The sequence below is a fragment of the Kribbella sp. NBC_01484 genome (assembly GCF_036227145.1).
Lineage (GTDB): Bacteria > Actinomycetota > Actinomycetes > Propionibacteriales > Kribbellaceae > Kribbella.
Window position 1 is genome coordinate 2,550,540 of record NZ_CP109437.1, and the last position, 22,201, is coordinate 2,572,740.

The 22,201-nt window shown below is 68.9% G+C and carries 24 protein-coding genes; 7 read left to right on the forward strand and 17 right to left on the reverse strand.

The annotated features are described in order from the left end of the window. Positions 1-35 precede the first annotated feature (35 nt). Complete coding sequence (locus OG555_RS12590; protein ID WP_329483024.1) at positions 36-668, forward strand: MerR family transcriptional regulator; 633 nt, start codon at positions 36-38, stop codon at positions 666-668. A 396-nt stretch (positions 669-1,064) separates the two neighbouring features. On the opposite strand, the gene dnaB is transcribed toward OG555_RS12590, so the two are convergent. Next, a complete protein-coding gene (gene dnaB, locus OG555_RS12595) occupies positions 1,065-2,858 on the reverse strand; it encodes a replicative DNA helicase (protein WP_329484810.1) in 1,794 nt (597 codons plus the stop codon). Positions 2,859-3,387: 529 nt separating this feature from the next. Here dnaB and OG555_RS12600 point away from each other — a divergent pair. Continuing rightward, a complete protein-coding gene (locus OG555_RS12600; RefSeq protein ID WP_329483025.1) occupies positions 3,388-4,725 on the forward strand; it encodes an MATE family efflux transporter in 1,338 nt (445 codons plus the stop codon). 41 nt (positions 4,726-4,766) lie between these two features. Continuing rightward, the gene (locus OG555_RS12605) at positions 4,767-5,462 is read left to right on the forward strand and encodes a hypothetical protein (protein ID WP_329483026.1); all 696 of its coding nucleotides are present in this window, start codon (positions 4,767-4,769) and stop codon (positions 5,460-5,462) included. Here OG555_RS12605 and OG555_RS12610 read toward each other — a convergent pair. Genes OG555_RS12610 through OG555_RS12655 form a run of 10 tightly spaced genes read right to left on the reverse strand, consistent with a single transcriptional unit; the run spans position 5,459 to position 15,447 of the window. Beyond that, positions 5,459-5,794, reverse strand: a complete 336-nt coding sequence (locus OG555_RS12610; RefSeq protein WP_328524762.1) for a YrdB family protein — start codon at positions 5,792-5,794, stop codon at positions 5,459-5,461. The genes OG555_RS12605 and OG555_RS12610 overlap by 4 nt on opposite strands. 1 nt (position 5,795) lies before the next feature. Then, complete coding sequence (locus OG555_RS12615; RefSeq protein WP_329483027.1) at positions 5,796-6,170, reverse strand: DUF4913 domain-containing protein; 375 nt, start codon at positions 6,168-6,170, stop codon at positions 5,796-5,798. After that, positions 6,160-8,001, reverse strand: coding sequence for a type IV secretory system conjugative DNA transfer family protein (locus OG555_RS12620; RefSeq protein WP_329483028.1), 1,842 nt, complete (start codon positions 7,999-8,001; stop codon positions 6,160-6,162). Before OG555_RS12620 ends, OG555_RS12615 begins: the two co-directional genes overlap by 11 nt. Continuing rightward, positions 8,001-9,614, reverse strand: coding sequence for an ATP/GTP-binding protein (locus OG555_RS12625; protein WP_329483029.1), 1,614 nt, complete (start codon positions 9,612-9,614; stop codon positions 8,001-8,003). The genes OG555_RS12620 and OG555_RS12625 overlap by 1 nt, the downstream gene beginning before the upstream one ends. Positions 9,615-9,648: 34 nt before the next feature. Continuing rightward, positions 9,649-11,157: an SCO6880 family protein gene (locus OG555_RS12630; RefSeq protein WP_329483030.1), complete on the reverse strand. Its 1,509-nt coding sequence runs from the start codon at positions 11,155-11,157 to the stop codon at positions 9,649-9,651. Continuing rightward, complete coding sequence (locus OG555_RS12635; RefSeq protein WP_329483031.1) at positions 11,144-12,712, reverse strand: hypothetical protein; 1,569 nt, start codon at positions 12,710-12,712, stop codon at positions 11,144-11,146. The genes OG555_RS12630 and OG555_RS12635 overlap by 14 nt, the downstream gene beginning before the upstream one ends. Before the next feature lies 1 nt (position 12,713). Then, positions 12,714-13,622, reverse strand: coding sequence for a type IV secretion system protein (locus OG555_RS12640; RefSeq protein WP_329483032.1), 909 nt, complete (start codon positions 13,620-13,622; stop codon positions 12,714-12,716). After that, the gene (locus OG555_RS12645) at positions 13,619-14,476 is read right to left on the reverse strand and encodes a hypothetical protein (protein WP_329483033.1); all 858 of its coding nucleotides are present in this window, start codon (positions 14,474-14,476) and stop codon (positions 13,619-13,621) included. The genes OG555_RS12640 and OG555_RS12645 overlap by 4 nt, the downstream gene beginning before the upstream one ends. A 41-nt stretch (positions 14,477-14,517) precedes the next feature. Continuing rightward, positions 14,518-14,790 (reverse strand): TrbC/VirB2 family protein, encoded by a 273-nt coding sequence (locus tag OG555_RS12650; protein WP_329483034.1) that lies wholly within the window; start codon positions 14,788-14,790, stop codon positions 14,518-14,520. A 30-nt stretch (positions 14,791-14,820) separates the two neighbouring features. Then, positions 14,821-15,447, reverse strand: coding sequence for a DUF6668 family protein (locus OG555_RS12655; RefSeq protein WP_329483035.1), 627 nt, complete (start codon positions 15,445-15,447; stop codon positions 14,821-14,823). A 248-nt stretch (positions 15,448-15,695) separates the two neighbouring features. Between OG555_RS12655 and OG555_RS12660 the strand changes: the two genes are divergently transcribed. Both OG555_RS12660 and OG555_RS12665 read left to right on the forward strand, forming a co-directional pair. Then, entirely contained in the window at positions 15,696-17,105 is a 1,410-nt protein-coding gene (locus OG555_RS12660) for a hypothetical protein (RefSeq protein WP_329483036.1), read from the forward strand. Beyond that, positions 17,102-17,287 (forward strand): hypothetical protein, encoded by a 186-nt coding sequence (locus tag OG555_RS12665; RefSeq protein WP_329483037.1) that lies wholly within the window; start codon positions 17,102-17,104, stop codon positions 17,285-17,287. Before OG555_RS12660 ends, OG555_RS12665 begins: the two co-directional genes overlap by 4 nt. A 55-nt stretch (positions 17,288-17,342) precedes the next feature. On the opposite strand, the gene rplI is transcribed toward OG555_RS12665, so the two are convergent. The 5 genes from rplI to OG555_RS12690 form a co-directional block, all read right to left on the reverse strand. Continuing rightward, a complete protein-coding gene (rplI, locus tag OG555_RS12670; RefSeq protein ID WP_328524773.1) occupies positions 17,343-17,789 on the reverse strand; it encodes a 50S ribosomal protein L9 in 447 nt (148 codons plus the stop codon). Positions 17,790-17,803: 14 nt separating this feature from the next. Continuing rightward, positions 17,804-18,037 carry a 30S ribosomal protein S18 gene (rpsR, locus tag OG555_RS12675; RefSeq protein WP_012924539.1) on the reverse strand — a complete coding sequence of 78 codons (234 nt, stop codon included), beginning with the start codon at positions 18,035-18,037 and terminating at the stop codon, positions 17,804-17,806. A 75-nt stretch (positions 18,038-18,112) separates the two neighbouring features. Continuing rightward, positions 18,113-18,688 carry a single-stranded DNA-binding protein gene (locus OG555_RS12680; RefSeq protein WP_329483038.1) on the reverse strand — a complete coding sequence of 192 codons (576 nt, stop codon included), beginning with the start codon at positions 18,686-18,688 and terminating at the stop codon, positions 18,113-18,115. Between the two features lie 92 nt (positions 18,689-18,780). Next, a complete protein-coding gene (gene rpsF / locus OG555_RS12685) occupies positions 18,781-19,071 on the reverse strand; it encodes a 30S ribosomal protein S6 (protein WP_132211461.1) in 291 nt (96 codons plus the stop codon). Between the two features lie 196 nt (positions 19,072-19,267). Further along, entirely contained in the window at positions 19,268-20,401 is a 1,134-nt protein-coding gene (locus OG555_RS12690) for an MFS transporter (RefSeq protein WP_329483039.1), read from the reverse strand. 94 nt (positions 20,402-20,495) lie between these two features. Between OG555_RS12690 and OG555_RS12695 the strand changes: the two genes are divergently transcribed. Both OG555_RS12695 and OG555_RS12700 read left to right on the forward strand, forming a co-directional pair. After that, positions 20,496-20,996 (forward strand): Lrp/AsnC family transcriptional regulator, encoded by a 501-nt coding sequence (locus OG555_RS12695; RefSeq protein ID WP_329483040.1) that lies wholly within the window; start codon positions 20,496-20,498, stop codon positions 20,994-20,996. Positions 20,997-21,026: 30 nt separating this feature from the next. Next, positions 21,027-21,830, forward strand: coding sequence for a deoxyribonuclease IV (locus OG555_RS12700; protein WP_329483041.1), 804 nt, complete (start codon positions 21,027-21,029; stop codon positions 21,828-21,830). On the opposite strand, the gene OG555_RS12705 is transcribed toward OG555_RS12700, so the two are convergent. Further along, complete coding sequence (locus tag OG555_RS12705) at positions 21,811-22,200, reverse strand: hypothetical protein (protein WP_329483042.1); 390 nt, start codon at positions 22,198-22,200, stop codon at positions 21,811-21,813. The two genes, OG555_RS12700 and OG555_RS12705, sit on opposite strands and share 20 nt — an antisense overlap. Between the last annotated feature and the right edge of the window lies 1 nt (position 22,201).

Genomic DNA, 22,201 nt, shown 5'->3' on the forward strand with positions numbered 1-22,201 from the left:
TACTATCCATCACAGGCGAGAGGAAGGCAAGCGGAATGCGAATCGGGGAACTGAGCAAGGTCACCGAGGTCCCGGTGCCGACGATCAAGTACTACCTGCGCGAGGGCCTGCTGCCCGCGGGCGAACTCAGCAGCCCGAACCAGGCGTCGTACGGCGAACCCCACGTCCGCCGGCTCCGGCTGATCCGTGCCCTGGTCGAGCTGGCTCAGGTCCCGGTGGCGCAGGTCAAGGAGATCCTCGAGTCACTCGACTCGGACGCCGTACCCCTGCACGAACAGATCGGCCGCGCCCACCGCGCCCTCACGCCCACCCGCAAACAAGCCGCCTCCGAAGAAGCCCGCGCCGCCGCCACCGCCCAGGTCACCGACCTCATCACCCGCCGCGGCTGGTCCGTGGACCCCGACGCCCCCGCCCTCTCCACCCTGATCGAAACCGTCGCCGCCCTCCGCACCCTGGGCCAGGACAACCTCGTCACCTTCCTCGACGCCTACGCCGAAGCAGTCGAACGCTTCACCGAACTCGAGATCGACGCCGTAACCACCAACCCCACCCGAGACCAGTTGGCCGAATCCGTAGTCATCGGCACCATCCTCGGCGAAACCCTCATTTCCTCCCTCCGCCTCCTAGCCCAAGAATCCATCTCAGCCGAGCGCTGGTCGTCGACCTAGAGAGCTTGGGCGACGTGGGCGTACGACGGAGGGCGCGCACGGAGATCCAGATCCCGGTCGTGAAGGTGCCTTCGGGCGCGGACGGGTTACTAGGGTGCGCCCGGTCTGGAGTGGGGAGCTGGGTCAGGCGGTCGGGACCTTGAACACGTTATTTCGTGTCCGCGGTCCCTGTTGGGTGTTCACGGCCCCCACGTCGCGACCGGCGCGCGCCAATGCGTCGGGCGTCGGCGTGGTCGCGGCGAGTTCGTCGCGTCCGCGTGTGCCCCGGGCCTCCGGCACTCACCAACCTCACTGACCGCCTCCAGCCCAGCGTGCGCAGGCAGGTTCTCGGCCGGAAACGGCAGGTTTGTGAGTGCCGGCGGTCCGGGCCGGCCACAAGATTGTGGCCCTCGACAATCAGCCGTCGTGGGCCATGTCCACGAAGCGGGAGTAGTGGCCCTGGAAGGCTACGACAACGTCGGCGGTCGGGCCGTTGCGGTGTTTGGCGACGATGAAGTCGGCCTCGCCGGGGCGGGTGGACTCACGCTCGTAGGCGTCTTCGCGGTGAAGCAGGATGACAACGTCGGCATCCTGCTCCAAACTTCCCGATTCGCGGAGGTCGGAGGCCATGGGGCGTTTGTCGGAGCGTTGTTCGGAGCCTCGGTTCAGCTGGCAGATGGCTACTACGGGGAGTTCCAGTTCCTTGGCCAGGAGCTTGATGGAGCGGGAGAACTCGGAGACTTCGAGTTGGCGGGACTCGACCTTCTTGCCGGACGTCATCAGCTGGAGATAGTCGATGACGATCAGGCGGAGGTCGTGGCGTTGTTTGAGGCGGCGGGCCTTGGCGCGGATCTCCATCATGGTGAGGTTCGGCGAGTCGTCGATGAAGAGGGGGGCCTCAGAAACCTCGCCCATCTTGCGGGCCAGGCGAGCCCAGTCCTCGTCGGTCATCTTGCCGTTGCGCATGTGGTGCAGCGGGACCTTCGCCTCGGCCGAGAGCAGACGCATGGTGATCTCGTTGCGGCTCATCTCGAGCGAGAAGATGCACGAGGTCAGGCCGTGCCGGATCGACGCGGAGCGGGCGAGGTCCAGGCCCAGGGTGGAGTTGTGGGTCGGGACCATCGTCTTGCCGGCCAGATACAGATGGTCGGGGTTGTCCACCTCGACGCAGCGGACCGGCACGCTGTCCACAGCGTCGATCCACTCGATCCGCCGCTCCCCCTCACCCGAGAGCGCGGCCGGAAAACCGTGCCCGGTGATCTGGCGCGGCGCTGACCCAGGGATCGGCGGTGTCAGCCCGGGACTCGCGGACATCGCCGTGTGCAGGTCAGCGGTCGTGCAGACCACCGGGCGGCCGCCGTCCTCGACCACCCACTGGTGCTCGGCGTCGGCGACGATCGTGCTGCCATCGGAGAAGGACAGCCGGAAACACGGCCGGTCCACCATCACCTCGGTCGCCGCGACCACCGTGGTCGGCTGACCGTTGACGTCGAGGAGCTGATCGCCGACGGCGACCTCGCCCATCGTGGTCCAACCGGACGGCGTCGGCAGGGCGGTGTCGAGGGCGAGCGCCTTCCCCATCGCGGGACGGGCGGCGACGATGATCATCTGGCCGGGGTGCAGCCCGTTCGTCAGCTCGTCGAGATCGGTGAACCCGGTCGGTACGCCGACCATCGCGTCGCCACGGGAGTCGATCGCCTCGATCTCGTCGAGCGCGCCCTCCATGATGTCCTTCAGCGGCGCATAGTCCTCGGTGGTCCGCTTCTCCGTAACGGAGTAGATCTCGGCCTGCGCCTCGTCGACGACGTCGTCGACCTCGCCCTCACCGGCATACCCGAGCTGGACGATCTTGGTGCCGGCCTCGACCAGGCGGCGCAGGATCGCCTTCTCCCGGACGATGTGCGCGTAGTACCCAGCGTTCGCCGCGAGCGGGACGGAGGCGACCAGGGTGTGCACGTACGGCGCGCCGCCGATGCGGGCCATCTCGCCCCGGCGGTTCAGCTCGGCGGCGACGGTGATCGCGTCGGCCGGCTCACCCCGCGCGTACAGATCGGTGACCGCGTCGAAGACGATCTCGTGGGCCGGGCGGTAGAAGTCCGTGCCGCGCAGGGTCTCGATCACGTCGGCGATCGCGTCCTTACTCAGCATCATCGCGCCGAGCACGCACTGCTCGGCCGCCAGATCCTGCGGCGGCGTGCGGTCGAAGCCCATCTCCGGGTTGCGCTCTTCCTGGCCGCCGCCCTGTCCCCCGCGGAACTCCGCCACGCTCACTTCGCCCGACCTCCTCGCCGCCCAACCACCGAATGCCGGGCTCGAACACCTGATCGAATCTTAGCCCTGCTCGCCGACACTTTCCGCCCCGCCGGAACGAGGGTCCCCCCGGCGCCATCCGCAGGCGGGCTCGCCCCCGGGACTGCGGGCGGACGGCGTCAGTCACGCGACCGTACGCCGGTCTGGTCACCCGGTGGTAGCCGGTCGTCCACAGGGGGTGTGGACGAACTGTGGGAAACCCCGCGAACGGGTGTGCACAGGTTGGGCACAACCCTGTGGATATCTGGGGACAAAGGTCCACAACATCCCTCTGACCTGCGCTTTCACTCATTCACAACTGTGGAGAAGAAAAACTTCGCGTCCTTTTTCCGGAGTGCGGGATCCGGCGCTTGTGCACAGCCGAAGTCAGGCACAATAGGCCGCATGCTCATGACATGCCGCCGTCCCCAGCCGGCGGCACGGTGACTGCATGGTGACGGGCCGGACCGGACTGCGTCGACTGATCGGGGTCCAGGACAAGGAGATCCTCCGGCTCGCGGTTCCCGCGTTCTTCGCCCTGGTGTCGGAGCCGCTGATGCTGCTCGCGGACTCGGCGATCGTCGGGCACCTCGGTACGCCGCAACTCGCCGCGCTCGGTGTCGCGGGGACGATCCTGCAGACGCTCGTCGGTGTCTGCGTGTTCCTCGCGTACGGCACCACCTCGTCCGTCGCCCGCCGGATCGGAGCCGGTGATCACCGCGCCGCCCTGGCCCAGGGGATCGACGGACTCTGGCTGGCCTTGCTGTTGGGCGTCGTACTGGCGCTGGCCGGGCTCATCCTGGCGCCGACCGCCATCGCGGCGTTCGACCCGTCCGCGGATGTGGCGGGTCACGCGGTGACCTATCTGCGGATCTCCTGTTTCGGGATCCCGTCGATGCTGCTCCTGCTCGCGGCGACCGGCGTACTGCGAGGTTTGCAGGACACCAAGACGCCGATGATCGTCGCCATCAGTGCCAACCTCGCCAACATCGGCCTGAACGTCCTGCTGGTCTACGGCCTCGACCTTGACATCGCCGGCTCGGCACTCGGTACGGCGCTCGCCCAGACCGCCGCCGGTGTAGCACTCGTCGTGGTGGTCGTCCGCGGCGCCCGGCGCGACGGCGCCAAGCTGCGGCCGGACCGCCCCGGCATCCTCGCGTCGGCGCAGATGGGCGTGCCGCTGATCGTCCGCACCCTGACGTTGCGCGCGGCAATCATCCTGCTCGCCTTCGTCGCCACGGCCTTGGGTACGACGTCGGTCGCGGCACACCAGGTCGCGTTCACCCTCTGGTCCTTCCTGGCCCTCGCGCTCGACGCGATCGCCATCGCCGCCCAGGCACTCACCGGCCGATCGCTGGGTGCGGGCGACGTGGCCGGCACTCGGGCGATCACCCGCCGGATGATGTGGTGGGGCCTGTTCTCCGGACTGATCGGCGGCCTCGCTCTGTGGGGTCTGCGCGATCTCTACGTCCCCTTGTTCAGTTCGGATCCAGAGGTACGCAGTACTCTTGCCGCCGTACTGGTCGTCGCCGCAATCTGGCAACCGGTGAACGGGGTCGTCTTCGTCCTGGACGGCGTACTCATCGGCGCGGGCGACGGACCGTATCTCGCGGTGGCCGGCGTCATCGCGCTCGTGCTCTATGTACCGCTGGCGCTGTGCGTGCTGTGGCTCGGCGGTGGCATCGTCGCGCTGTGGTGGGCATTCGGTGTTTACATGCTGCTGCGGCTGCTCACCCTGATCACCCGCGAGCGCGGTGACGGCTGGCTGGTGACCGGGGCTACCCGCTGACCCCGGGGTGCGGCATCGTGGAGCCGGAGGAAAGGAGCGGCATGGCCGACACCGACGACGAGCAGACCATCGCGCTCGAGCCCGACCACGCGCAGGGCGACGACGACACCGGGGCCGCGAGTGAGCGGCGCGGCGCCCGCGCCTCGGAGCGGGACGGCGAGCGTCCGGCCGCTGTGGTCGGGCTGACGCCGGAGGAGGAAGAGGCCCGCCGCCAGGAGGAGCTCGACCAGGCCCGCGACGAGCGGATCGAGCTCGCGGCCCGGGACGAGCGGGGGCTGGAGGAGGTCCGCGAGCGGCGCGAGGTTCTCGATGCCACCGCGGAGACCACCGAGGCGATCCGGTTGGCCGAGATCGCCGAGTCGGCCCGCGACCGCTACCGCCGCGACGCCGGGGCCGAACGCCGGCAAGCCACCAGCTACTGGGCCCACGGCAATCATCTGCTCGACGAGGCGGCCGCCAGACCCGACGAGCCCGGCGCGGACGCCACCGCCGCGGCCGGCCGTCGCTATCAGCGCGCCGCCGTCCGCGAGGACCGGGACGCGGACCGCGACGACGGCATCGCCGATCGGTACGACGAAGAGGCCCGGGAGCGACGCGGTGAGGCACAGCCGCCCGCCAGCGAGGCCGTCCGCAACCCACCGGCCGAGGCGCCACGCGCCCGCAAGTTCGTGCGAAAGCAGCTCAAGCAGAAGGTGCACGACCGAAGCACCCAGCCCGACATCGGATTAGGTGACTAAGGCTCGATCTTCTGGACGTGGATGATCAGTAGGTTCGCTGCGACCACCACGACGAAGATCACGGCGAGCAGCGGGTGCCCGAGGCTCCACAGCGCGGCACCCGCCAGGCCGAAGACGACGACCTTCACGATCGCCCGCACCACCGGAGTGCCGCGGGACGCGGTCGGCGCCGCGAACAGTCCCCACAGCACCGCGGCGACGACCGGCAGGCCGATCGCGAGCAAGAGCTTCAGCGGCGTACTGGAGACAGCCTCCCAGCCCCACCAGGCGAAGATGCCTAGGGCAACCAACTCGGCCAGGAAGGCCAGCAGCAGGTTGCCCCATTTCCACATCTCAGATGCCGCGGACGTTGGGCTGGCGCTGGTCGAAGAACAGGCCCGCGGGCGGTTCCTCCACCGGCAGCGGCGGGATCGGGTAGTCGGTGTGCGCACCCCGGCAGGCCGCGAACGGGCCGTCCGGGTCGAGCAGCGCCATCATGTGCGGGTCGGCGTGGTCGCGCCACCAGACCGACATCCCGGTCGCCGGGTCGAGCCGCAGGTGTTCCCAGGCGCGCCAGATCGAATCCAGCCGGCTCAACGCCTCGGCATGCCGGTACCACTCCGGGCACCAGATGTACTGCTGCCCGATCCGCCGGGTGTACAGGTAGATCAGCCGGTCCTCGACGAACGCCGCGACGTGCGGATAGAAGAGCTCCTGTTCACCATCCACCGCGCTGCTCCTCGTTCTGCTCCCAGACCGGCCTCTCCGGGCCGCGTGGGGCGGGCGCCTGCTGGGTGCCGGCCGAGACCCACGGGTTCCCGCCGGCCTGCGGCGCCGGCGCACCGGACGCTCCCGGGTCGTACTTGGCCAGCGACGCCTTCACCGCACCGGCGTCCGGCCGCGTGAACCACGGCACCGTCTTCACCATCGTCGCCGGGATACCGGACGGGAACACGACCGCGCGCCCGGGCGGCATCGCGGCCAGATCGGACACCTCGAGGATGTTGTGCCGCTGGGTCTGCCGGCTGGTGCCGCGCTTGCCCTCGTTGTACGACACCGAACTGGAGACGATGTCGTAGTCGCCGATCAGCTTGCTCAGCCGCTCGAGGAAGTTCGAGTCCGAGGCGCCGCCGCCGTACACCCGGATGTTGGCGGCGGACCAGAGCTTCTCCATGCCGTGGTCGCCCCAGCACTCCTGGCCCTGCGCCCACGACTGCAGGATCGTCATCAGCACGATGCCGCGGGAACCGAAGTGGCTGTAGAGGTCGGGCAGGTTCTTCCAGCGGCAGACGTTCGCGGCCTCGTCCAGTACGCCGACCAGCGGGCTCGGCATGCGGCCCATCGGCATGCCGCGCGCGTACTGCTCGGCCGCCTCCACGACGGCCACCGTGAGAGCGGTGACCAGCGGACCCGCCGTACCGGCGCCTTCCTTGGAGAGGCTGTACAGCGTGCCGCCCTGGCGGACGAACTCGTGCGGGTTGAACTGCGGGCGGGTGTCGTTCGGGCCCTGCGGGATGACCCAGCGGGTGACCTTGCGGTTGACCAGGAACATCGCGCTCTGCTGGGCGGTGCCGTAGACACCGGCACGCTGCTTGTCCGGCGCGTTGATGACCCCGGACAGCGCGTCCGCGGACAACTGCAGGCCGGGGGTGTTGCGCAGGATCCGCTCGGGCTCGTCGTTCCGCTGGTCGGCCAGCCAGGAGTAGACCTGGGTGATCGGGCGCTTCGCGACCGCGGCCGCCAGCAGCAGCCCGGCCAGCAGATCGGTGCCGGCGGCATCGAAGAACGCGTCGGTCTGGGCGGTCTCCTTGCGCTGCGAGGCGACGAAGTGCTCCGCCATCTCGCGCGCCTTGGTCTCGTCGGTGATGTAGCTGAGCGGGTTCCACCACCAGTTCGGCGGCTCCTCGCAGACCTCCTGCGGGTCGAACACCCAGACCGGCCCGCGCTCGGACCGCGGCCCGCGGGTGGCGTCGACGATGTCCCGCTTGTTCGAGGTGGCGACCACCGAGCCCGGCGCGTCCAGGATCGCCGGTACGGCGCGGGACGTGGTCTTACCGGTCCGGGGACCCCAGATGTCGACGTGCATGTCTTCCCAGGAGCCGAAGACCTCGAGGTTGTCCCGGACGGTCCGGCCGATCAGGATGCCGGGACCGGCGTGCCCGGCGCCGAGCCGGTTGGCGATGTCCTGGGCACCCTCACGGGTGAGCTTGTAGATCTCGGACCGCTTCGACATCAGGAACGCCTGCTTGTCCACCCGGCCGACCGAGGACCGCTGGTTCCGGACGAAGAACCAGACGCCGCCGGCGATCCCGAGCAGCACCAGGACTTCGAGGATGAGGACGCCGGTCGCTGCGCCGGACCACATCAGCCGGCCCTTGATCAGGTCGGCCAGCGCCCGCATCGGGTTCGGCACCGGGCGGGTGTTGTTGATCCCGGCGGCGATCTTGAGCGCGCCCCACACGCCGACCACGACGATCGCGAACAGGCCGATGCCGATGAAGACCAGGATCGACTCGGCGGACAGCCCGCCCGGTCCGGTGCTCTTCTTGCCCTGGGCCATTACTCGTCAACTCCCGTTCGGGCGACCACTCGGGTGGTGGGATCCGGCGGCGGCAGCATCGCCGGGTCGTCCAGGCTGTACTGCCCGACGATCTCCTCCGTGCCGTCGGGGGCGACCTCGACCTTCAGCGGCTGGCCGTCCGCACCGCTCTTCCACAGCTTGTTGGTGTCGTTGATCTCACGCTCCACCGAGGTGAGGCCGACGTGCACCGGGATTCCCGGGCGGCCACCCACCTTGACGAGGAAGTTACCGCGGCCGGGTGGCGCGGCCTCCTCACCGGTGGCCGGGTCCCACGCGGGCGGGTCCTGCCAGCCGATGAGCATGTTCTGCTCTTCCTGGGACATCGGCACGACCTCGGTCAGGTTCTCCATCTCGGCGCGTGGCAGACCGCCGCAGATGACCATGCCGGACCGCTCGACGAAGCCCTTCGCCTTCATCCGGTCCTCGGGGTGCTCCAGCGCCAGCAGGTCGGACATGGTGTGCGAGATCATCGCCATGCCGACACCACGCTGCCGGTTCAACCGGGTCAGCGCGTCGACGCGGTCGACCAGACCACGGCCGGCCCGCAGCACCCGCCAGAGCTCGTCGAGGATCACGAAGTAGTGCCGCCGCGGCTCGAGGCCGGCATCGGCCAGCGCCTGCGAGACCGCGACCGCTCCGAAGCCGTACGACCAGCAGGCCAGCAGTACGGCGGCCTGCAGGTTCGTCTCGGAGTCGTCGATGTTGGACACGTCGAACACGACCGGACGGTCCAGTTGCATCGGGTTGTCGGTCTGTTCGGAGAAGATCTCACCCAGCCGGCCACCACCGACCAGGCCGATCAGCGACGCCTCGAGGCCCTCGGTGATCTGCCGGTACCGGTCGAGGCTGCCGCGGTCCAGGGCGACGTTGCGGACCCGGTCCGGTGCCTCCTGGACGACTTGGAGCAGGTCGCGCAGCACCGGCGTACCGGCGTATCTCTCGTCGAGGACCTTGAGGGCCTCGTCGATGATGGTCTCCTCGCGGTCCGTCGGCGGGGCCGAGCGCATGATCGAGATCAGCGCCGACACCATGGTCTGCCGGCGGCCGTGCGCGTCCGCCTGGATCGCCTCGCGGGCCTTGCCGGTGAGCCGGAGCGCGGCCTGGCGGGACTCGCCCGGGTCGAGCACGTTCAGGTGCCCACGGCCGCGGCCGAGCTGGATGACCTGCCCGCCGAGGGCCTCGATCAGGTCCTTGTAGTCGGGCTTCAGGTCGCCCAGCACCAGTGGCTGGATGCCGTAGCCGGCCATGCCGAGCGCCATCCGGCGGGTGATCGTCGACTTGCCCAGACCCGGCTTGCCGAGCACGAACATCGACGGGTTCGAGATCAGTTTGGCCCGCATGAACCAGCTGATCGGATCGCAGCACATGGTCGCACCGGACAGGATGTTGCGCCCGATCGGTACGCCGACCATCGGGCTGCCGGTGCCGGCCGAGAACGGCCACATGCCGCAGACCTGCACCGTCGTACCGCGCCACTCGGCCGGAGCCTGCAGGTAGGTCGAGTAGCCACCGCCCGGACCTGGCCAGCCCCGCGGCATCGGGCGCTTGCCCCGGCGCGACGGGTCGACCGGCTTCTTCGTCTTCTTGCTCACTGTGACTCCCCAGATGTCACTGTGCTTGTCCTGGTCACAGGGCCTCCCGGAGCCCGGCCGGGACGGCCAGGTGGCTCTGGAGTACGACGCCCAGCGGCAAGGCGGCCACGAACGCGGAATCCTGCGAGCCGTACGCCGGCCGGAGCAGGATGCGCGCGGTGGCGCCGAGATTGTCGATGGCAGCGACCATGTCAGGAATCTGCTCGGCCGTCATCACGGTTCCGGTCACGACCATGCCGAAGTTGACCAGCCCGGCCCCACGCGCCTCCTCCTGCGCGGTCCGGTCGGCGGCCCGCGCCTCGGCCATCGTCCGCGCGGTCGGCCGGTTCGAGGTGGTCGCCCGGAAGGACGCGTTGCGCTTGTCCGCCTCCACCATCCGGGCTGAGGTGGCGGCGTCCAGCGGTCGGTAGAGCAGGGTGACCCGCTTGCGGTCGATGTCGGCGTGTGGCGCGACCAGCTGGGACAGCACCGACGAGAACACCTCACCACGCGGCGCCTGGGTCATCTGCCAGGTCACCGACCACGCGGAGTCGTGCCGGTACTTGTCCCAGAACCCTTGGGCGGCGGCCGGGCCGACGTCGGTCCACTGCAGTTCCGGCGCCATCCCCTGGCTGCGTGCTTCGTCGATCAGTACGGCGGAGGCCGGGTCGTACGCGATCCGGATCGTCTCGCACAGCTCCTGCGCGGTGACCGGCCGGGCCGCGCCCGCGCCGGTGGCGTTCAGGCTCTGGGTGAGTGCGGGCAGCCGGGACGCGAGCTCGCGTCCCATGTCCTCTTCCTTGCGGCGCTTGCCGTTGCGGTCCGTGCCCTTGAAGGTGAGCGCGACCCGGGCCGAGACCAGCGCGGAGCCCTCCGGGTAGGTCTGCACCACCTCGGTGAGCATGGCCCGCGCGATGGCCGGCGTCCCGTCCATCATGTTGTTGCCGACCTCACGGCGCAGCCGGATGCCGGTGTCGGGCGCGCTCTCCACCGTCACCGACGCGGCGACGATGCCCGGCTCGTGTCCGAGCGATGCCAGCCACTGACCCCAGTGCGCGACCCAGACGTCCACCTGCTCCTCGTCGACCAGCGACGCACCGTCGGGCTCGGCGTTGATGACCACGGTGAAGTGCCGCGTGCTCGGGTAGAACAGCAGCGCGAACGGCCGGCCGTACGAATCCTTGTACTCGCTCAGCTGGGACGCCGCGGCCAGACCAGGGATCTGGAACTTGCCCCACGCGGTCCGCCCGAGCGGACCGGAACGGTAGATGTTGTGCTTCGCCATCTTTGCTCGTTGCCATCCAATGCGAGTCGAGATCCGTTGCAACGCGGACTGCCCGTGCTTGTCCTTGGTCATCAGCAGCAGCAGAGCGACCGCGACGAGCAGCAGCGTGATGACTGCGGCGAGCAGGCCGCCCGCCATCATCGTCACGATCGTCAGGAGCAGACCGCCCATCATGATGGCGGTGCCCAAAGTGCCCAGGCCGGCGATACCCGCCGACGCCGGCTGGCGCCAGTTGCCGTAGGTGCGCGGGGCGCTTCGTACGTTGTCAGCCGCTGCCACGTGGTCCGTCCGGAGGTCGAGGTGGAGGTTGCTGGTGCTGCTGCGGTGGCTGTCGGGTCGCCTGCTGTTGCCGGCCCGGGTCGCGACTGGGGCCACCGCTGCCGCTCGGGCCACCGCCGCCTCCGCCACCACCGCCTCCGCCTCCGCCTCCGGAGCCTTCGTCCATGGCGTCGTTGCCCATGGTTTCGCCGGCGGCCATCTGGCCTGCCGCCTTGGTGGCGTCCACACCCATCTTCACGGCCACCACCGCGGCCGCGGCCGGACCGGCAGCTGCCGCCGCCCCGCCACCAGCGGCTGCGGCTCCACCACCGGCCGCGGCACCTCCACCGCCGCCGGCAGCACCCGCCGCCGCGCCGCCACCACCACCGCCTGCTGCCGCAGCGCCGCCTTCACCGCCTGCCGCGGCACCACCACCACCGCCGCCACCACCGCTCGGGGGTTGCGACTGCTGGGTGGCACGACCGACATTCTGGGCACCGGTCGGGCCGTCGCCACCACCACTGCCACTGCCACCGCCTTGATCGCCGGCTTTGTTGGCCGCGTCGGCCAGCTTGTCCACGGCCGGTCCGCCGAGCTTGGCCGCGAGCATGCCGGCTCCGGCGCCGCTCGCGGTGGCGGCGACCATCGGGACGATGAACCGCATCAGCGCGGGCAGCGCGAACAGCGCGAGCACCAGCATGGTCACGCCGGTGACCATGTTCATGACCTGGCCGCCGGGCGATTTGCCGTTGAAGTTCAGGCCCTGCCCGTTGTTCGAGGTGAGTCTGATCGCGGTCGCGTAGACGATCGCGGCCACCGGTTTGTAGAGGATGAAGGCGAGCAGCCAGGAGATGATCCGCTTGAACCAGCTCCGGCCCATCTCGGTGTTCGTCGCGGCCGCCGCGATCGGCAGCACGCCGAGCAACAGGATCAGCATCGCCGAACGGACCACCATCAGGACGATCTGGATCACTCCGGCGACGATGGTCAGGATGCCGATGGTGATCATCAGGCCGATGCCGATCGGCCCTGCGGCCGCGGAGAAGCCGAGCAGCGCCGCCATCGTGTCCCCGAAGCCCTTGCTGCCGCCGGTGTTGCCCATGCCGCAGTGCCAGCCCTCGCCGTTGTCCCACAGCGCGGTGGTGACCAGGCAGTCGGAGAACTTGTCGCCGAACTCGATCAGCGCCTGCGCGACCGCGATCGCCAGCGTCGAGGCGATGGCCAGCGTGATCAGTGACCGGAGGATGTCCCGGGCGGCCTCGCCCCGCTGGCTCCAGGCCATCTGGATGGCGCCGACCAGCACCCCGATCACCGCGACGAAGATCGCGATGTACTGGGTGTGCTCCCAGATGAAGCCGACCGAGCCGTTGGCCGGCTGGCCCGTCGTGGTGCTGCCGACAGCCGGTGTCTTGACGTAGATCCAGAAGGTGCCGATCGTGCCCATCACCAGCGTGATCGCGGCGGCGATGGCATCGAGAATCGGCTGGAAGATCATGCTGATCACCTTGTCAATGACCGGTTGAAGGACATGTTGGACGGCCTTGAGCATGATGTCGTACCAGCTGAGCGGGATCATCTCAGGACGTCCTCGGCGACACGAAGCGCAGGATGGCGGGCAGTGCGACGACCGCGATGATCATCATGGTGACGCCCATGACGACCTTGAGCGTCTCCGGTGTTCCCTCCGGCGCCTTGGCCCCTTCGGGCACCGCCGGTGCGGACATCAGCTTGATCGCCGTGGCGTAGATCAACGCCGCCACCGGTTTGTAGATGATGAATCCGCCCAGCCAGCCGATCGCCCGCTTGAACCACATCATGCCCATCTCGGTGTTCGTCGCCGCGGCGGTCAGTGGCAGTACGCCGACCAGCAGCACGAGCATCCCGTACCGGACGATCATCAGGCCCAGCTGGATGATCGCGGTGATCACCATCAGGATGCCGACGAAGATGATCAGGGCGAACTGCAGTTGTTCCCCCGGATCCATGAGTGGATCGGTCATCCGGGCGGCGAGTTCGTGCGCGAAGGCCTTGTCGTCCGCGTTGAGCGCCTGGCTGATGATCCATGAGGAGAACTCGTCCGAGGCCTGGATCAGCAACGCGGCGAAGCCGGTGCCGGCGGCGGACACCACGACCATGGTGAGCAGCGATCGCAGGATCTCGCGCAGCGGCTCACCACGGTGCGAGACCGCCATCTGGATCGCGGCGACGACCACGGCGATGAAGGCAGCCGCGCCCAGAATGTAGTTCGTATGGACCTGGATGAAGCTGACCGTGCCGTTGTCCGAGACGTCCGGGGTCTTGATATAGATCCAGAGGAAACCGACGGCCTGCAGAACGACGTTGACGGCCTCGACGACGACTCTCTGGATGGCCTCGAAGATCAGCTTGAAGAAGGGACCCATGACGGCATTGATCGCCTTGCCGAGGTATTCCTCGACACAGTCGTCCCAGTCCCCGGGCCACCAGGAACAGCCGAGCGCGATCACGACGCACCACTGAACCTGACGTAGCCGTCGAGCCCTTGCAGCACGTCCGGGGCGACCTCGCCGTTGAAGCTGCCGTCGGGCTTGAGCGCCGCCTTCCAGTCGCCGCCCGACCAGACCATCGTGACCGGCAGCGACGCGACGCTCGAGTTGTTCAGCTCGGCCGCGACCTGGATGATCGCGCGGTTGCGCTGGTAGTCGATCACCTTGAAACCGGCGAACTGGACCTGCCCGGTGGCCTGCGGGGTCGAAGGGCTCCGGACCTCGGCGAGCGCACGTGTCCGCCCCGGGCCGGGCAGGACACGCGTCTCCAGCACGGACTCGGCCAGGTCCTGGTTGCGGATCTGGCCGAGCAGCACGAGGGTCGCGAGCACGGCTCCGGTCGGCGAGTGGGCGAAACAGGAACGCACGCCGTTGTCGGCCGTCGTCGCCGGGCCGCCCGCCTTCTGGAGCGGGATGAGCATGTCGGCCTCGAACTGCCACGTGACAGCCGGCGGCGCGGAGTACGGAATGCGCAGGTCCGGCTTCGGGTTCTTGCACCCGCCGGTCGACGAGTTGATCGGCGGCGGCGTACCTGGCGTGGTGGTGCCGGTCGGTTCCTCCGTGGGTGTGGCGGGCGGCACGGACGGCTCCTCGGTGGGCTGTTCGGTCGGTACGACGGGGGTCGGCGCCGGCGACTGCTGCGAGGTCGGCGTACCCGAGCCGCGGGCGAAGACCCACACCAGCAGACAGACGAACACCGCACCGACGACGATCGCCGAGGCAACGAATCCGCGCTCCTGCCAGAAGCGCGTGCCCTCACCTCCGGCGTCGCCGTCTCCGAGGCCGGAGTCGGGATCCCGGCTGAACAGTCCCATGGCCGATCAGCGTCCGACGAGCCGGCCGATGCTGCTGATCGTCACTGCAGCAGGCCGACCAGGGCCGACGCCGAGCCGATCACGATGCAGGCCGCCAGGACCCAGCCCAGCCGGGCCGCGTGCTCGCCACCCTCGCCGCGCCGCTGGCCGACGGCCATCATGGCGCCGGCGATCACGATGCCGAGGATGCAGATGGTGAAAGCGATCCAGGTGACCCACTTGATCACCAGGTTGAGCTTCTCCGCACCCGGCGGCTTCGAGCCCACGCCAGGGTCATCGACGAGCGGAAGCTGGCTGACAGCGTCCGAGATCACGTGTACCAACATCATCGCGATAGGTGCCTTTCAGTACGGGGCGGGGTAGTCCGCTGGGTTTGACGCGCGAAGAGCGTAGATGGATTCAAGGACTTCGAAAACCTCGTCCGGGGTGTTGTCAGGCGTGGGAGCCTCCCCTCTGCGCCACTCCTCGATCCACGGGATGTCCCACACCCGCGGTACGCCGCCGCCGACGATGTCGGCGAAGTCGTCGAGCACGCGCGGCAGCCGGCCGGGGGCGTCCGCGATCAGCACCAGGCCGAGCACGGCGACTCCCTGGACCACTCCAGAGGCCCACTCGATCGCGGCGCGCTGAGCAGCCCGCAGGCCGGATCCGTGGGTCCGCGCGACCAGGATGACCGGGGTCGGCACCGGTGGCGGCGGGATCGGCCAGCGATGGCCGGCCGCCCGGGTGCCCGGGAGGAGGAGCGACATCGTGGTCTCGCCGGCGCCGCCGTGCACACCGACCCACCACAACGTGTCCGCGACCGGGATCGCGAACTTGGGCAGCCGTTGATCCTCCGCGGGCGCCGGAACACCGTGCTGCGGCGCGGACGGCCCCCGTGGAGTGAGGTCCGGCGAGGGGGTGGGAGACGGCTGTTGCGGACCCGAGCCCGGCTGTTGCTGCGGCTGCCGAGTCCATGGGTTCTGCGTCATGGCCCCTCCTCTCGCGGTGCGTCACAGGCTGTCGCCCACAGTATTGTCTCGCTTTCCGGGTGTACGTTCGTGACCCATCCACAGGCGAGGATGTTTCTACCCCCTTGTCGGGGTCAGTCGAGCCACCGGGCTCGCGTCGTTTCTGCCTGCCCGGAATCCCTGGCATGCCTCGTGCGGGGGCCATGCTAGAACGAGGGCGTCGACTTCGGATGAGCGAGGGAGTTCTGTGGCGGGAATGAGAGGTCGTCGTGGCTGAGAAGATCCCGTCCTGGCCCAAGGTCACGATTCGGCTGTACGACGACCACAACGCCGAGGTGAAGATCGCCGGCCGCAGTCATCCGGTCAACCATCACGACCCGCGGCAGGCCGCGATCGCGCTGGTCAGCGAGCGGGCCGGGCAGCTCGGCCGCCCGGTGAAGGCGACCGCGGTCGAGTCCGACGGCGCCTCCTGGCCGCTGATCATCCACCCGGACGGCCGGGTCGAGGCGGTCGAGCCGGACGGTGGCGGCGGGGGCGGCGGCAACAAGCCGATCTGGCCGATCATCGTGGCGGCCGTCGTCGCCTGTGCGCTGATCGCCGGTACGGCGGTCTACCTGCTGGTGTTCAGCAAGGGCGACGGCGTGGCCACGCCGACCGCGTCGCCGAAGCTGCCGGCATTGCCCACGCCGAGCGTCGGGCCGGATCAGTTCGTCGCGCGGCCGGTCCCGCTGGGCTGGTCGGCCAACGCGAGCTGGACGGTCGACATCGCGCCCGACTCGACCCCCGCGGTGTCCCCGGACGGCACGGAGGTCGCCGTACTGACGCCGGACTCGAAGCTCGCCGTGTTCGACGGCAACGGCACGGTGCTCTGGCAGGACAAGGTGCCGTCGCAGGTCGGGAGCCCGATCTACACCACCATCGACTCCAAGCGGGTCGTCGCGGTGGCGACGGAGAACACGCTGTACTACTGGGCCGGCGACGGCGCCCTACCGAACGAGATCGAGCTGCCGGACTCGGCGGACCTACAGTTCTTCGGCGGCTCGCCGCTGGTGCAGATGGGCGAAACGGCCGGAGCCGGCGTGATCTCCGGCGGCAAGCTGAAGACGGTGCCGAACCAGCCGCGTTCGTCCACCATCCTGCTGGCCGAGGGCAGCCGCGCGTTGATGTCGCGGTACCAGGGACCGCTGTACTGGAGCGAGCCGGACAAGCCCGTGCAGGAGGTCAAGCTCCAACCGCCACCCGGTGCCAAGGACATCGATCACGTGGTGTCCGCCAGCCCGGGCCGCGCCCTCGTGCTGTGGAAGACGGCAACGGCGGACACCGTGATCCCCGCCGTGCACTCGACCGCCAACGGCTCCGCCGTCGCAACGTGTCAGCCCACCAGCGCGGACAACGTTGGCGACTGGCAGTGGGTCCCGGACACGGCCGGCAACGTCGCGGCCTGGGGTGAGTGCCTCATCGACTTCACCGCGCGGAAGTCGTTCCACTACGCCGACTTCAAGCCGGTGTCGATCACCGGCACGACGATCTACGGGACCGTTCGCAACGATCTGGTCGCCACCACGCCAGGTCACAGCTCGCACACGCTGGCCAACGACACCGCGCGCCCTTGGGGGCTCGCCGGGGGCCACGCCATCGTCGTACAGAACTCCGTCCTCTTTGCCCTGGACAAGCGATGAGGCCGCTCGGGCGGGTTGTGTCCGGGGTGCTGGCGGTGATGGTGCTGCTGGTGCCGTCGGCGCAGGCGCGGGCGGACAACGATCCGGAGCCGGTGACGTGGCCCAAGATCGACCAACCGGATACCGGCGACCAATCGGACCCGGCTCCGGTCAGTTGGCCGAAAGTCCTCCCAGCAGAGTGAAACACCAAGGCCCGTGTCCCCTTGCGGGGGCACGGGCCTCGAGGTGTTGCTGAGGTCAGACGGCCGCGACCTCGAGGCGGACCGTGGCGGCCACCTCGGGGTGGAGCTGGACGGAGACCTGGTGCTTGCCGGTGGTCTTGATCGGCGACTCGATCGCGATCGCGCGCCTCTCGACCAGCGGGCCGCCGGCGGACTTGATCGCCGCGGCGATGTCGGCCGGGGTGACCGAACCGAACAGGCGACCGGTGTCACCGGCCTTGACATCCAGCGTGACGGTGAGCTGCTCGAGCTGGTTCTTGACCTCGCTCGCGTGCTCCTTGCCCTGGATCGCCCGGGCGTCGCGCGCCCGCTTGATCGACTGGATCTGCTTCTCGGCGCCGCGGGTCCAGCCGATGGCCAGGCCACGCGGAACCAGGTAGTTGCGGCCGTAGCCGTCCTTCACCTCGACGATGTCGCCGGGAGCTCCGAGGTTCTCGACCTCCTGCGCCAGGATGAGCTTCATGGTCCGCGCCTCCCTCAGCGAGCCGTGCTCGTGTACGGCAGCAGGGCCACCTCACGAGCGTTCTTGATTGCGGTGGCCACGTCGCGCTGGTGCTGCACGCAGTTCCCGGTCACCCGGCGGGCGCGGATCTTCCCGCGGTCCGAGATGAACTTGCGCAGCAGCGCGGTGTCCTTGTAGTCGACGTACGTTGCCTTGTCCTTGCAGAAGCCGCAAACCTTCTTCTTCGGCTTCCGAATGATCTTGGCCATTGTGGTGCTCTCTTCCTTCCAGAGCCCGGCACATGCCGGAATGGTCTGTCTTACCTGGTCACGACCCGGACCGGATCAGAACGGGGGCTCCTCCATCGAGCCGCCGCCCTGGCTGGCCCAGGGGTCGTTCTGCGGGGCGGCCTGGCCGCCACCGCCTTGTCCCTGCGGGGTCGCCCAGGGGTCGTTCTGCGGAGCGGCACCCTGGCCGCCGCCGAAGCCACCACCCTGGTTACCGCCACCGCCACCACCGAAGCCACCGCCGCCACCTTCGCCGCCGGGGCCCGAGCGCATCGCCCGGGTCACCTTGGCGGTGGCGCTGCGCAGGCTCGGACCGACCTCGTCCACGTCGATCTCGAAGACCGTGCGCTTGTTGCCCTCACGGTCGTCGTAGGAACGGGACTTGAGCCGGCCCTGCACGATCACGCGCATGCCACGCTGGAGCGACTCGGCCACGTTCTCCGCAGCCTGGCGCCAGACGGAACAACTCAGGAACAGCGACTCGCCGTCCTTCCATTCACCTGTCTGCCGGTCGTACGTCCGCGGCGTCGACGCGATCCGGAAGTTCGCGACGGCGGCGCCGGACGGGGTGAACCGGAGCTCAGGATCGTCGACAAGGTTGCCGACCAGTGTGACGACGGTTTCGCCTGCCATTGCCGTTCCTCCTGCTATCGGGTGTGACTGTGTCTACAGCTATCAGTAGCGGCTGGCGCCGACAGTACCGATGGCTGCTGACGACCCCAGGGTCAGTGCTGGTCCGGCCGGATGACCTTGGTGCGGAGGATCGACTCGTTCAGCGTGAGCTGACGGTCGAGCTCCTTCACCACCGCCGGCTCGGCGGTCAGGTCGATGACGGCATAGATGCCTTCGGCCTTCTTCTTCACGTCATAGGCAAGCTTGCGACGACCCCAGATGTCGAGCTTCTCGACCGTGCCACCTTCCTTGCGGACGATGTTCAGGTACTGGTCGATGGAAGGCTCCACCGTGCGCTCATCGAGCTCAGGGTCGAGGATCACCATGACTTCATAACGACGCATGCGCGAACTCCACCTCCTTCGGACTTGGCGGCCACGGTCTCTCCGTGGCAGGAGGGCGATGCGGGTGCTCCGCGCCGACACTTGCCGTCGACGCCAAGCAACGAGCCCGGTCGATGGACCGGGCCACATCCAAGAGAATACCAGCGTCCGGACACCGTCTTGACCATATCCACAGGCCTGTTTCGGTGACTCTGTGTCACCGGCAGACGGGTGCGGGTGTCGTCCGGCGGGCCACCAGCACGAGCAACGGTACGGCGACAACCGCCGAGATGACCGCGAGCACCGGGAACCCGCCGAGCGTGAAGAGCCACGGTGAGGCGGCTGTGGCCAGCGCGGCGACGGTCCAGATCGACGACTCGATCCTGCTCTCGAGGTCGGTGCCGGCCAGTTGCGCGCTGCCACCGAGGTAGCAGAGGTTCCATGCGTAGCCGAGCAGGAACAGCGCCGGAGTGAAGGCCAGACCGGCCTGGCTGATCAGCAGGGCCGCCACCAGCAGAAGGGCGAGTCCGGCGAGCATCACCGGCCGAGGCCCGGAGCGGTCGATCAACCACCCGGTCAGTGGAGACAGGGCGAACATCCCGAGGGTGTGAGCCGACAGCATCACTCCGAGCACGCCGAGACCGTCGCCGTGCAGATGAGCATGCACAGGCACAGCAGTCATCAGCGCGACCATCACCAGATGCCCGACGATCATCACGCCGGCGGCCAGCACAACCGACGTACGACGAGACGGCGCGGAGGGCTCGTGGTGGTCGAGTTCCGGCTCGGCTGCGGGCTGACCGGCGCGGATGTAGGTCGACGCGACGAGTGCGGCGAAGACGGCGGCCATGGCGAGCAGGAAGGGTCCGGCGACCGCCGGTAGGCCGAGATACGTGGCAAACGACTGGGATGGCGCCATCAGAAACGGACCGCCGGCAGCACCCGCCGTACTGGCCCAGATGACTGTGCTCATGGCCCACGCGCGTCGGGACGCCGGTACGACGTCTGCGGCGGCGTACCGGGACAGCAGGCTCGCTGCGTTGCCGACGCCGAGCAGGAACATGCCCAGGAACAGCAGCGCCACTGGTGCGCCCACCGCAGCCAGCACTGTCAGCGCTCCACCAGAGACACCCACGCCGTACCCGGTGCGGAGTGCGTGGGCACGTCCAAGACGAGCAGTCCACCAGCCGACCACCATGGCGCCGACTGCGGTGCCGAGAACCCCTGCAGTGTTGGGCAGACCGGCCAGGGCCGGGCTGAGATCGTCGGCGATCAGGATGGTGCTCATCGCGCTGGCAGCAACCATCGCGGCGTTCATCAGGGCGGCGGCGAGAACGACGGGGATCAGCATGCCAACCACGCTAGAAAGGCCTCGGCCCGCGCTGAATGCCCGAAACAAGGCATCCGGCCTTGCGGAGGACCGATGTCGAAGGTGTTCTGGGGACATGACCTTTCAGGAGCGAGACCTGGACCCCACCGACTGGCAGATCCTCGCCGAGCTGCAAGCCGATGGGCGGCTGTCGTTCAACCAGCTGGGCAAGCGGGTCAACCTGTCACCGCCGGCCGTGGCGGACCGGGTACGACGCCTGGAAGAAGCCGGCGTGATCGTCGGCTACCGCGCCCAGGTGGATCCGGCCCGGGCCGGTCAGCCGCTGTCGGCCTTCGTCCAGATGCGCTGCACGACCGGCCGCTGTCTGCTCAAGACCACGCGAGCGGAGGACTTCCCGGAGGTCCTCGAGATCCACAAGCTCAGCGGCAATTCCTGCTCGATGCTCCGAGTCCGCGTCACCTCCATGCGCCACCTCGAGGGCCTCTTCGAACGCCTCGGTGAACACGGTGAGATGAATACCCACGTCGTCCTGTCCACAGAGTTCGAGGGGCGCCCGGTCCAACCGCCTGCGCAGGAGACACGGCCGGTTACCCGCTCGGCGGGATGGGGTTCCTGAACTGTCCGTGGACGGTTTTAGGGTGGGTTCATGAGTTTCAAGCTGGGTGCCCACGTCGATCAGCAGGACCCGCTGGCCGAAGCGGCCGACCGCGGTGCCGACCTGGTGCAGTTCTTCCTCGGCAACCCGCAGGACTACAAGGCGCCGAAGCTCGCGTACGCCGACGGCGAGGAGGCACTGCGCAAGCGGGCGGCCGCGGCGGGCGTCGATCTGTACGTGCACGCGCCGTACCGGCTCAACGTGGCGAACACGAACAACCGGATCCGGATCCCGAGCCGCAAACTGCTGCAACAGACGCTCGACAAGGCCGCCCAGATCGCCGTGAAGGGCGTGATCGTGCACGGCGGGCACGTCGGCGACGAGGACGACCCCGAGGCCGGCTTCGACAACTGGCGCAAGTGCATCGAGCGCGCCGAACTGCCGGTCCCGCTGCTGATCGAGAACACGGCCGGCGGCGAGAACGCGATGGCCCGGCAACTGGACCGGATCGCCCGGCTGTGGGACGCGGTCCAGGCCTCCGGCAACGACCGCGTGGAGAACGTCGGCTTCTGCCTCGACACCTGCCACTTCCACGCGGCCGGGGAGGAGCTGCCCACGATCGTCGAGAAGGTGCTGGCGATCACCGGGCGGATCGACCTGGTGCACGCCAACGGGTCACGCGACGAGTTCGGCTCCGGCGCCGACCGGCACAGCAATTTCGAGGAGGGCCACATCGACCCGGCCGACATCGTCGCGGTGGTGCAGGCCGCCGGCGCCCCGGTCGTCGTCGAGACCCCGAACGCCGATCACGGCCAGAAGGCCGACATCGACTACCTCAGGGCGCACTTGAAGTAGGCGCGTTGAGGTGGTGCAGCCAGTAGGCCAGCCCCCACGGGAGCAGCAGGGCCAAGGCGGTCGTGCTGTGGATGGGGATGCCGGCGACGATCGCCAGCACGAGCAGGACTGTCGTGACCTGGAAGACGTCGAAGCGCTGGAGCACGCGGGTGCGCAGTGTGAGCCGGTCGAGAGCGCATGCGCTGTAGATAGCGATCAACCCCAGCAGGCACACGGCCCCGACGACCACGCCGACCCAGGCCAGTCCGTCGTACCCGTCGGCGTCGCTGAGGATGCCGGACAGTTGGAAGACGCCGGCGAGCAGGGCGAGTACGGCGCAGGCCCAGAGCAGTCGCGTCGTCGTTTGGCAGGCCCGCTCAGGATCAGGCACG

What these genes read in the sequence shown, in the direction of transcription:
- OG555_RS12620 (WP_329483028.1), bottom strand. Translation starts at nt 8,001, where the DNA reads ATGGCCCAGGGCAAGAAGAGCACCGGACCGGGCGGGCTGTCCGCCGAG.
- OG555_RS12700 (WP_329483041.1), top strand. Translation starts at nt 21,027, where the DNA reads ATGAGTTTCAAGCTGGGTGCCCACGTCGATCAGCAGGACCCGCTGGCC.
- OG555_RS12600 (WP_329483025.1), top strand. Translation starts at nt 3,388, where the DNA reads ATGGTGACGGGCCGGACCGGACTGCGTCGACTGATCGGGGTCCAGGAC.
- OG555_RS12680 (WP_329483038.1), bottom strand. Translation starts at nt 18,688, where the DNA reads ATGGCAGGCGAAACCGTCGTCACACTGGTCGGCAACCTTGTCGACGAT.
- OG555_RS12605 (WP_329483026.1), top strand. Translation starts at nt 4,767, where the DNA reads ATGGCCGACACCGACGACGAGCAGACCATCGCGCTCGAGCCCGACCAC.
- rpsF (WP_132211461.1), bottom strand. Translation starts at nt 19,071, where the DNA reads ATGCGTCGTTATGAAGTCATGGTGATCCTCGACCCTGAGCTCGATGAG.
- rplI (WP_328524773.1), bottom strand. Translation starts at nt 17,789, where the DNA reads ATGAAGCTCATCCTGGCGCAGGAGGTCGAGAACCTCGGAGCTCCCGGC.
- OG555_RS12690 (WP_329483039.1), bottom strand. Translation starts at nt 20,401, where the DNA reads ATGCTGATCCCCGTCGTTCTCGCCGCCGCCCTGATGAACGCCGCGATG.
- OG555_RS12635 (WP_329483031.1), bottom strand. Translation starts at nt 12,712, where the DNA reads ATGATCCCGCTCAGCTGGTACGACATCATGCTCAAGGCCGTCCAACAT.
- OG555_RS12655 (WP_329483035.1), bottom strand. Translation starts at nt 15,447, where the DNA reads ATGACGCAGAACCCATGGACTCGGCAGCCGCAGCAACAGCCGGGCTCG.
- OG555_RS12645 (WP_329483033.1), bottom strand. Translation starts at nt 14,476, where the DNA reads ATGGGACTGTTCAGCCGGGATCCCGACTCCGGCCTCGGAGACGGCGAC.
- OG555_RS12610 (WP_328524762.1), bottom strand. Translation starts at nt 5,794, where the DNA reads ATGTGGAAATGGGGCAACCTGCTGCTGGCCTTCCTGGCCGAGTTGGTT.
- dnaB (WP_329484810.1), bottom strand. Translation starts at nt 2,858, where the DNA reads ATGGGCTTCGACCGCACGCCGCCGCAGGATCTGGCGGCCGAGCAGTGC.
- OG555_RS12665 (WP_329483037.1), top strand. Translation starts at nt 17,102, where the DNA reads ATGAGGCCGCTCGGGCGGGTTGTGTCCGGGGTGCTGGCGGTGATGGTG.
- rpsR (WP_012924539.1), bottom strand. Translation starts at nt 18,037, where the DNA reads ATGGCCAAGATCATTCGGAAGCCGAAGAAGAAGGTTTGCGGCTTCTGC.
- OG555_RS12695 (WP_329483040.1), top strand. Translation starts at nt 20,496, where the DNA reads ATGACCTTTCAGGAGCGAGACCTGGACCCCACCGACTGGCAGATCCTC.
- OG555_RS12590 (WP_329483024.1), top strand. Translation starts at nt 36, where the DNA reads ATGCGAATCGGGGAACTGAGCAAGGTCACCGAGGTCCCGGTGCCGACG.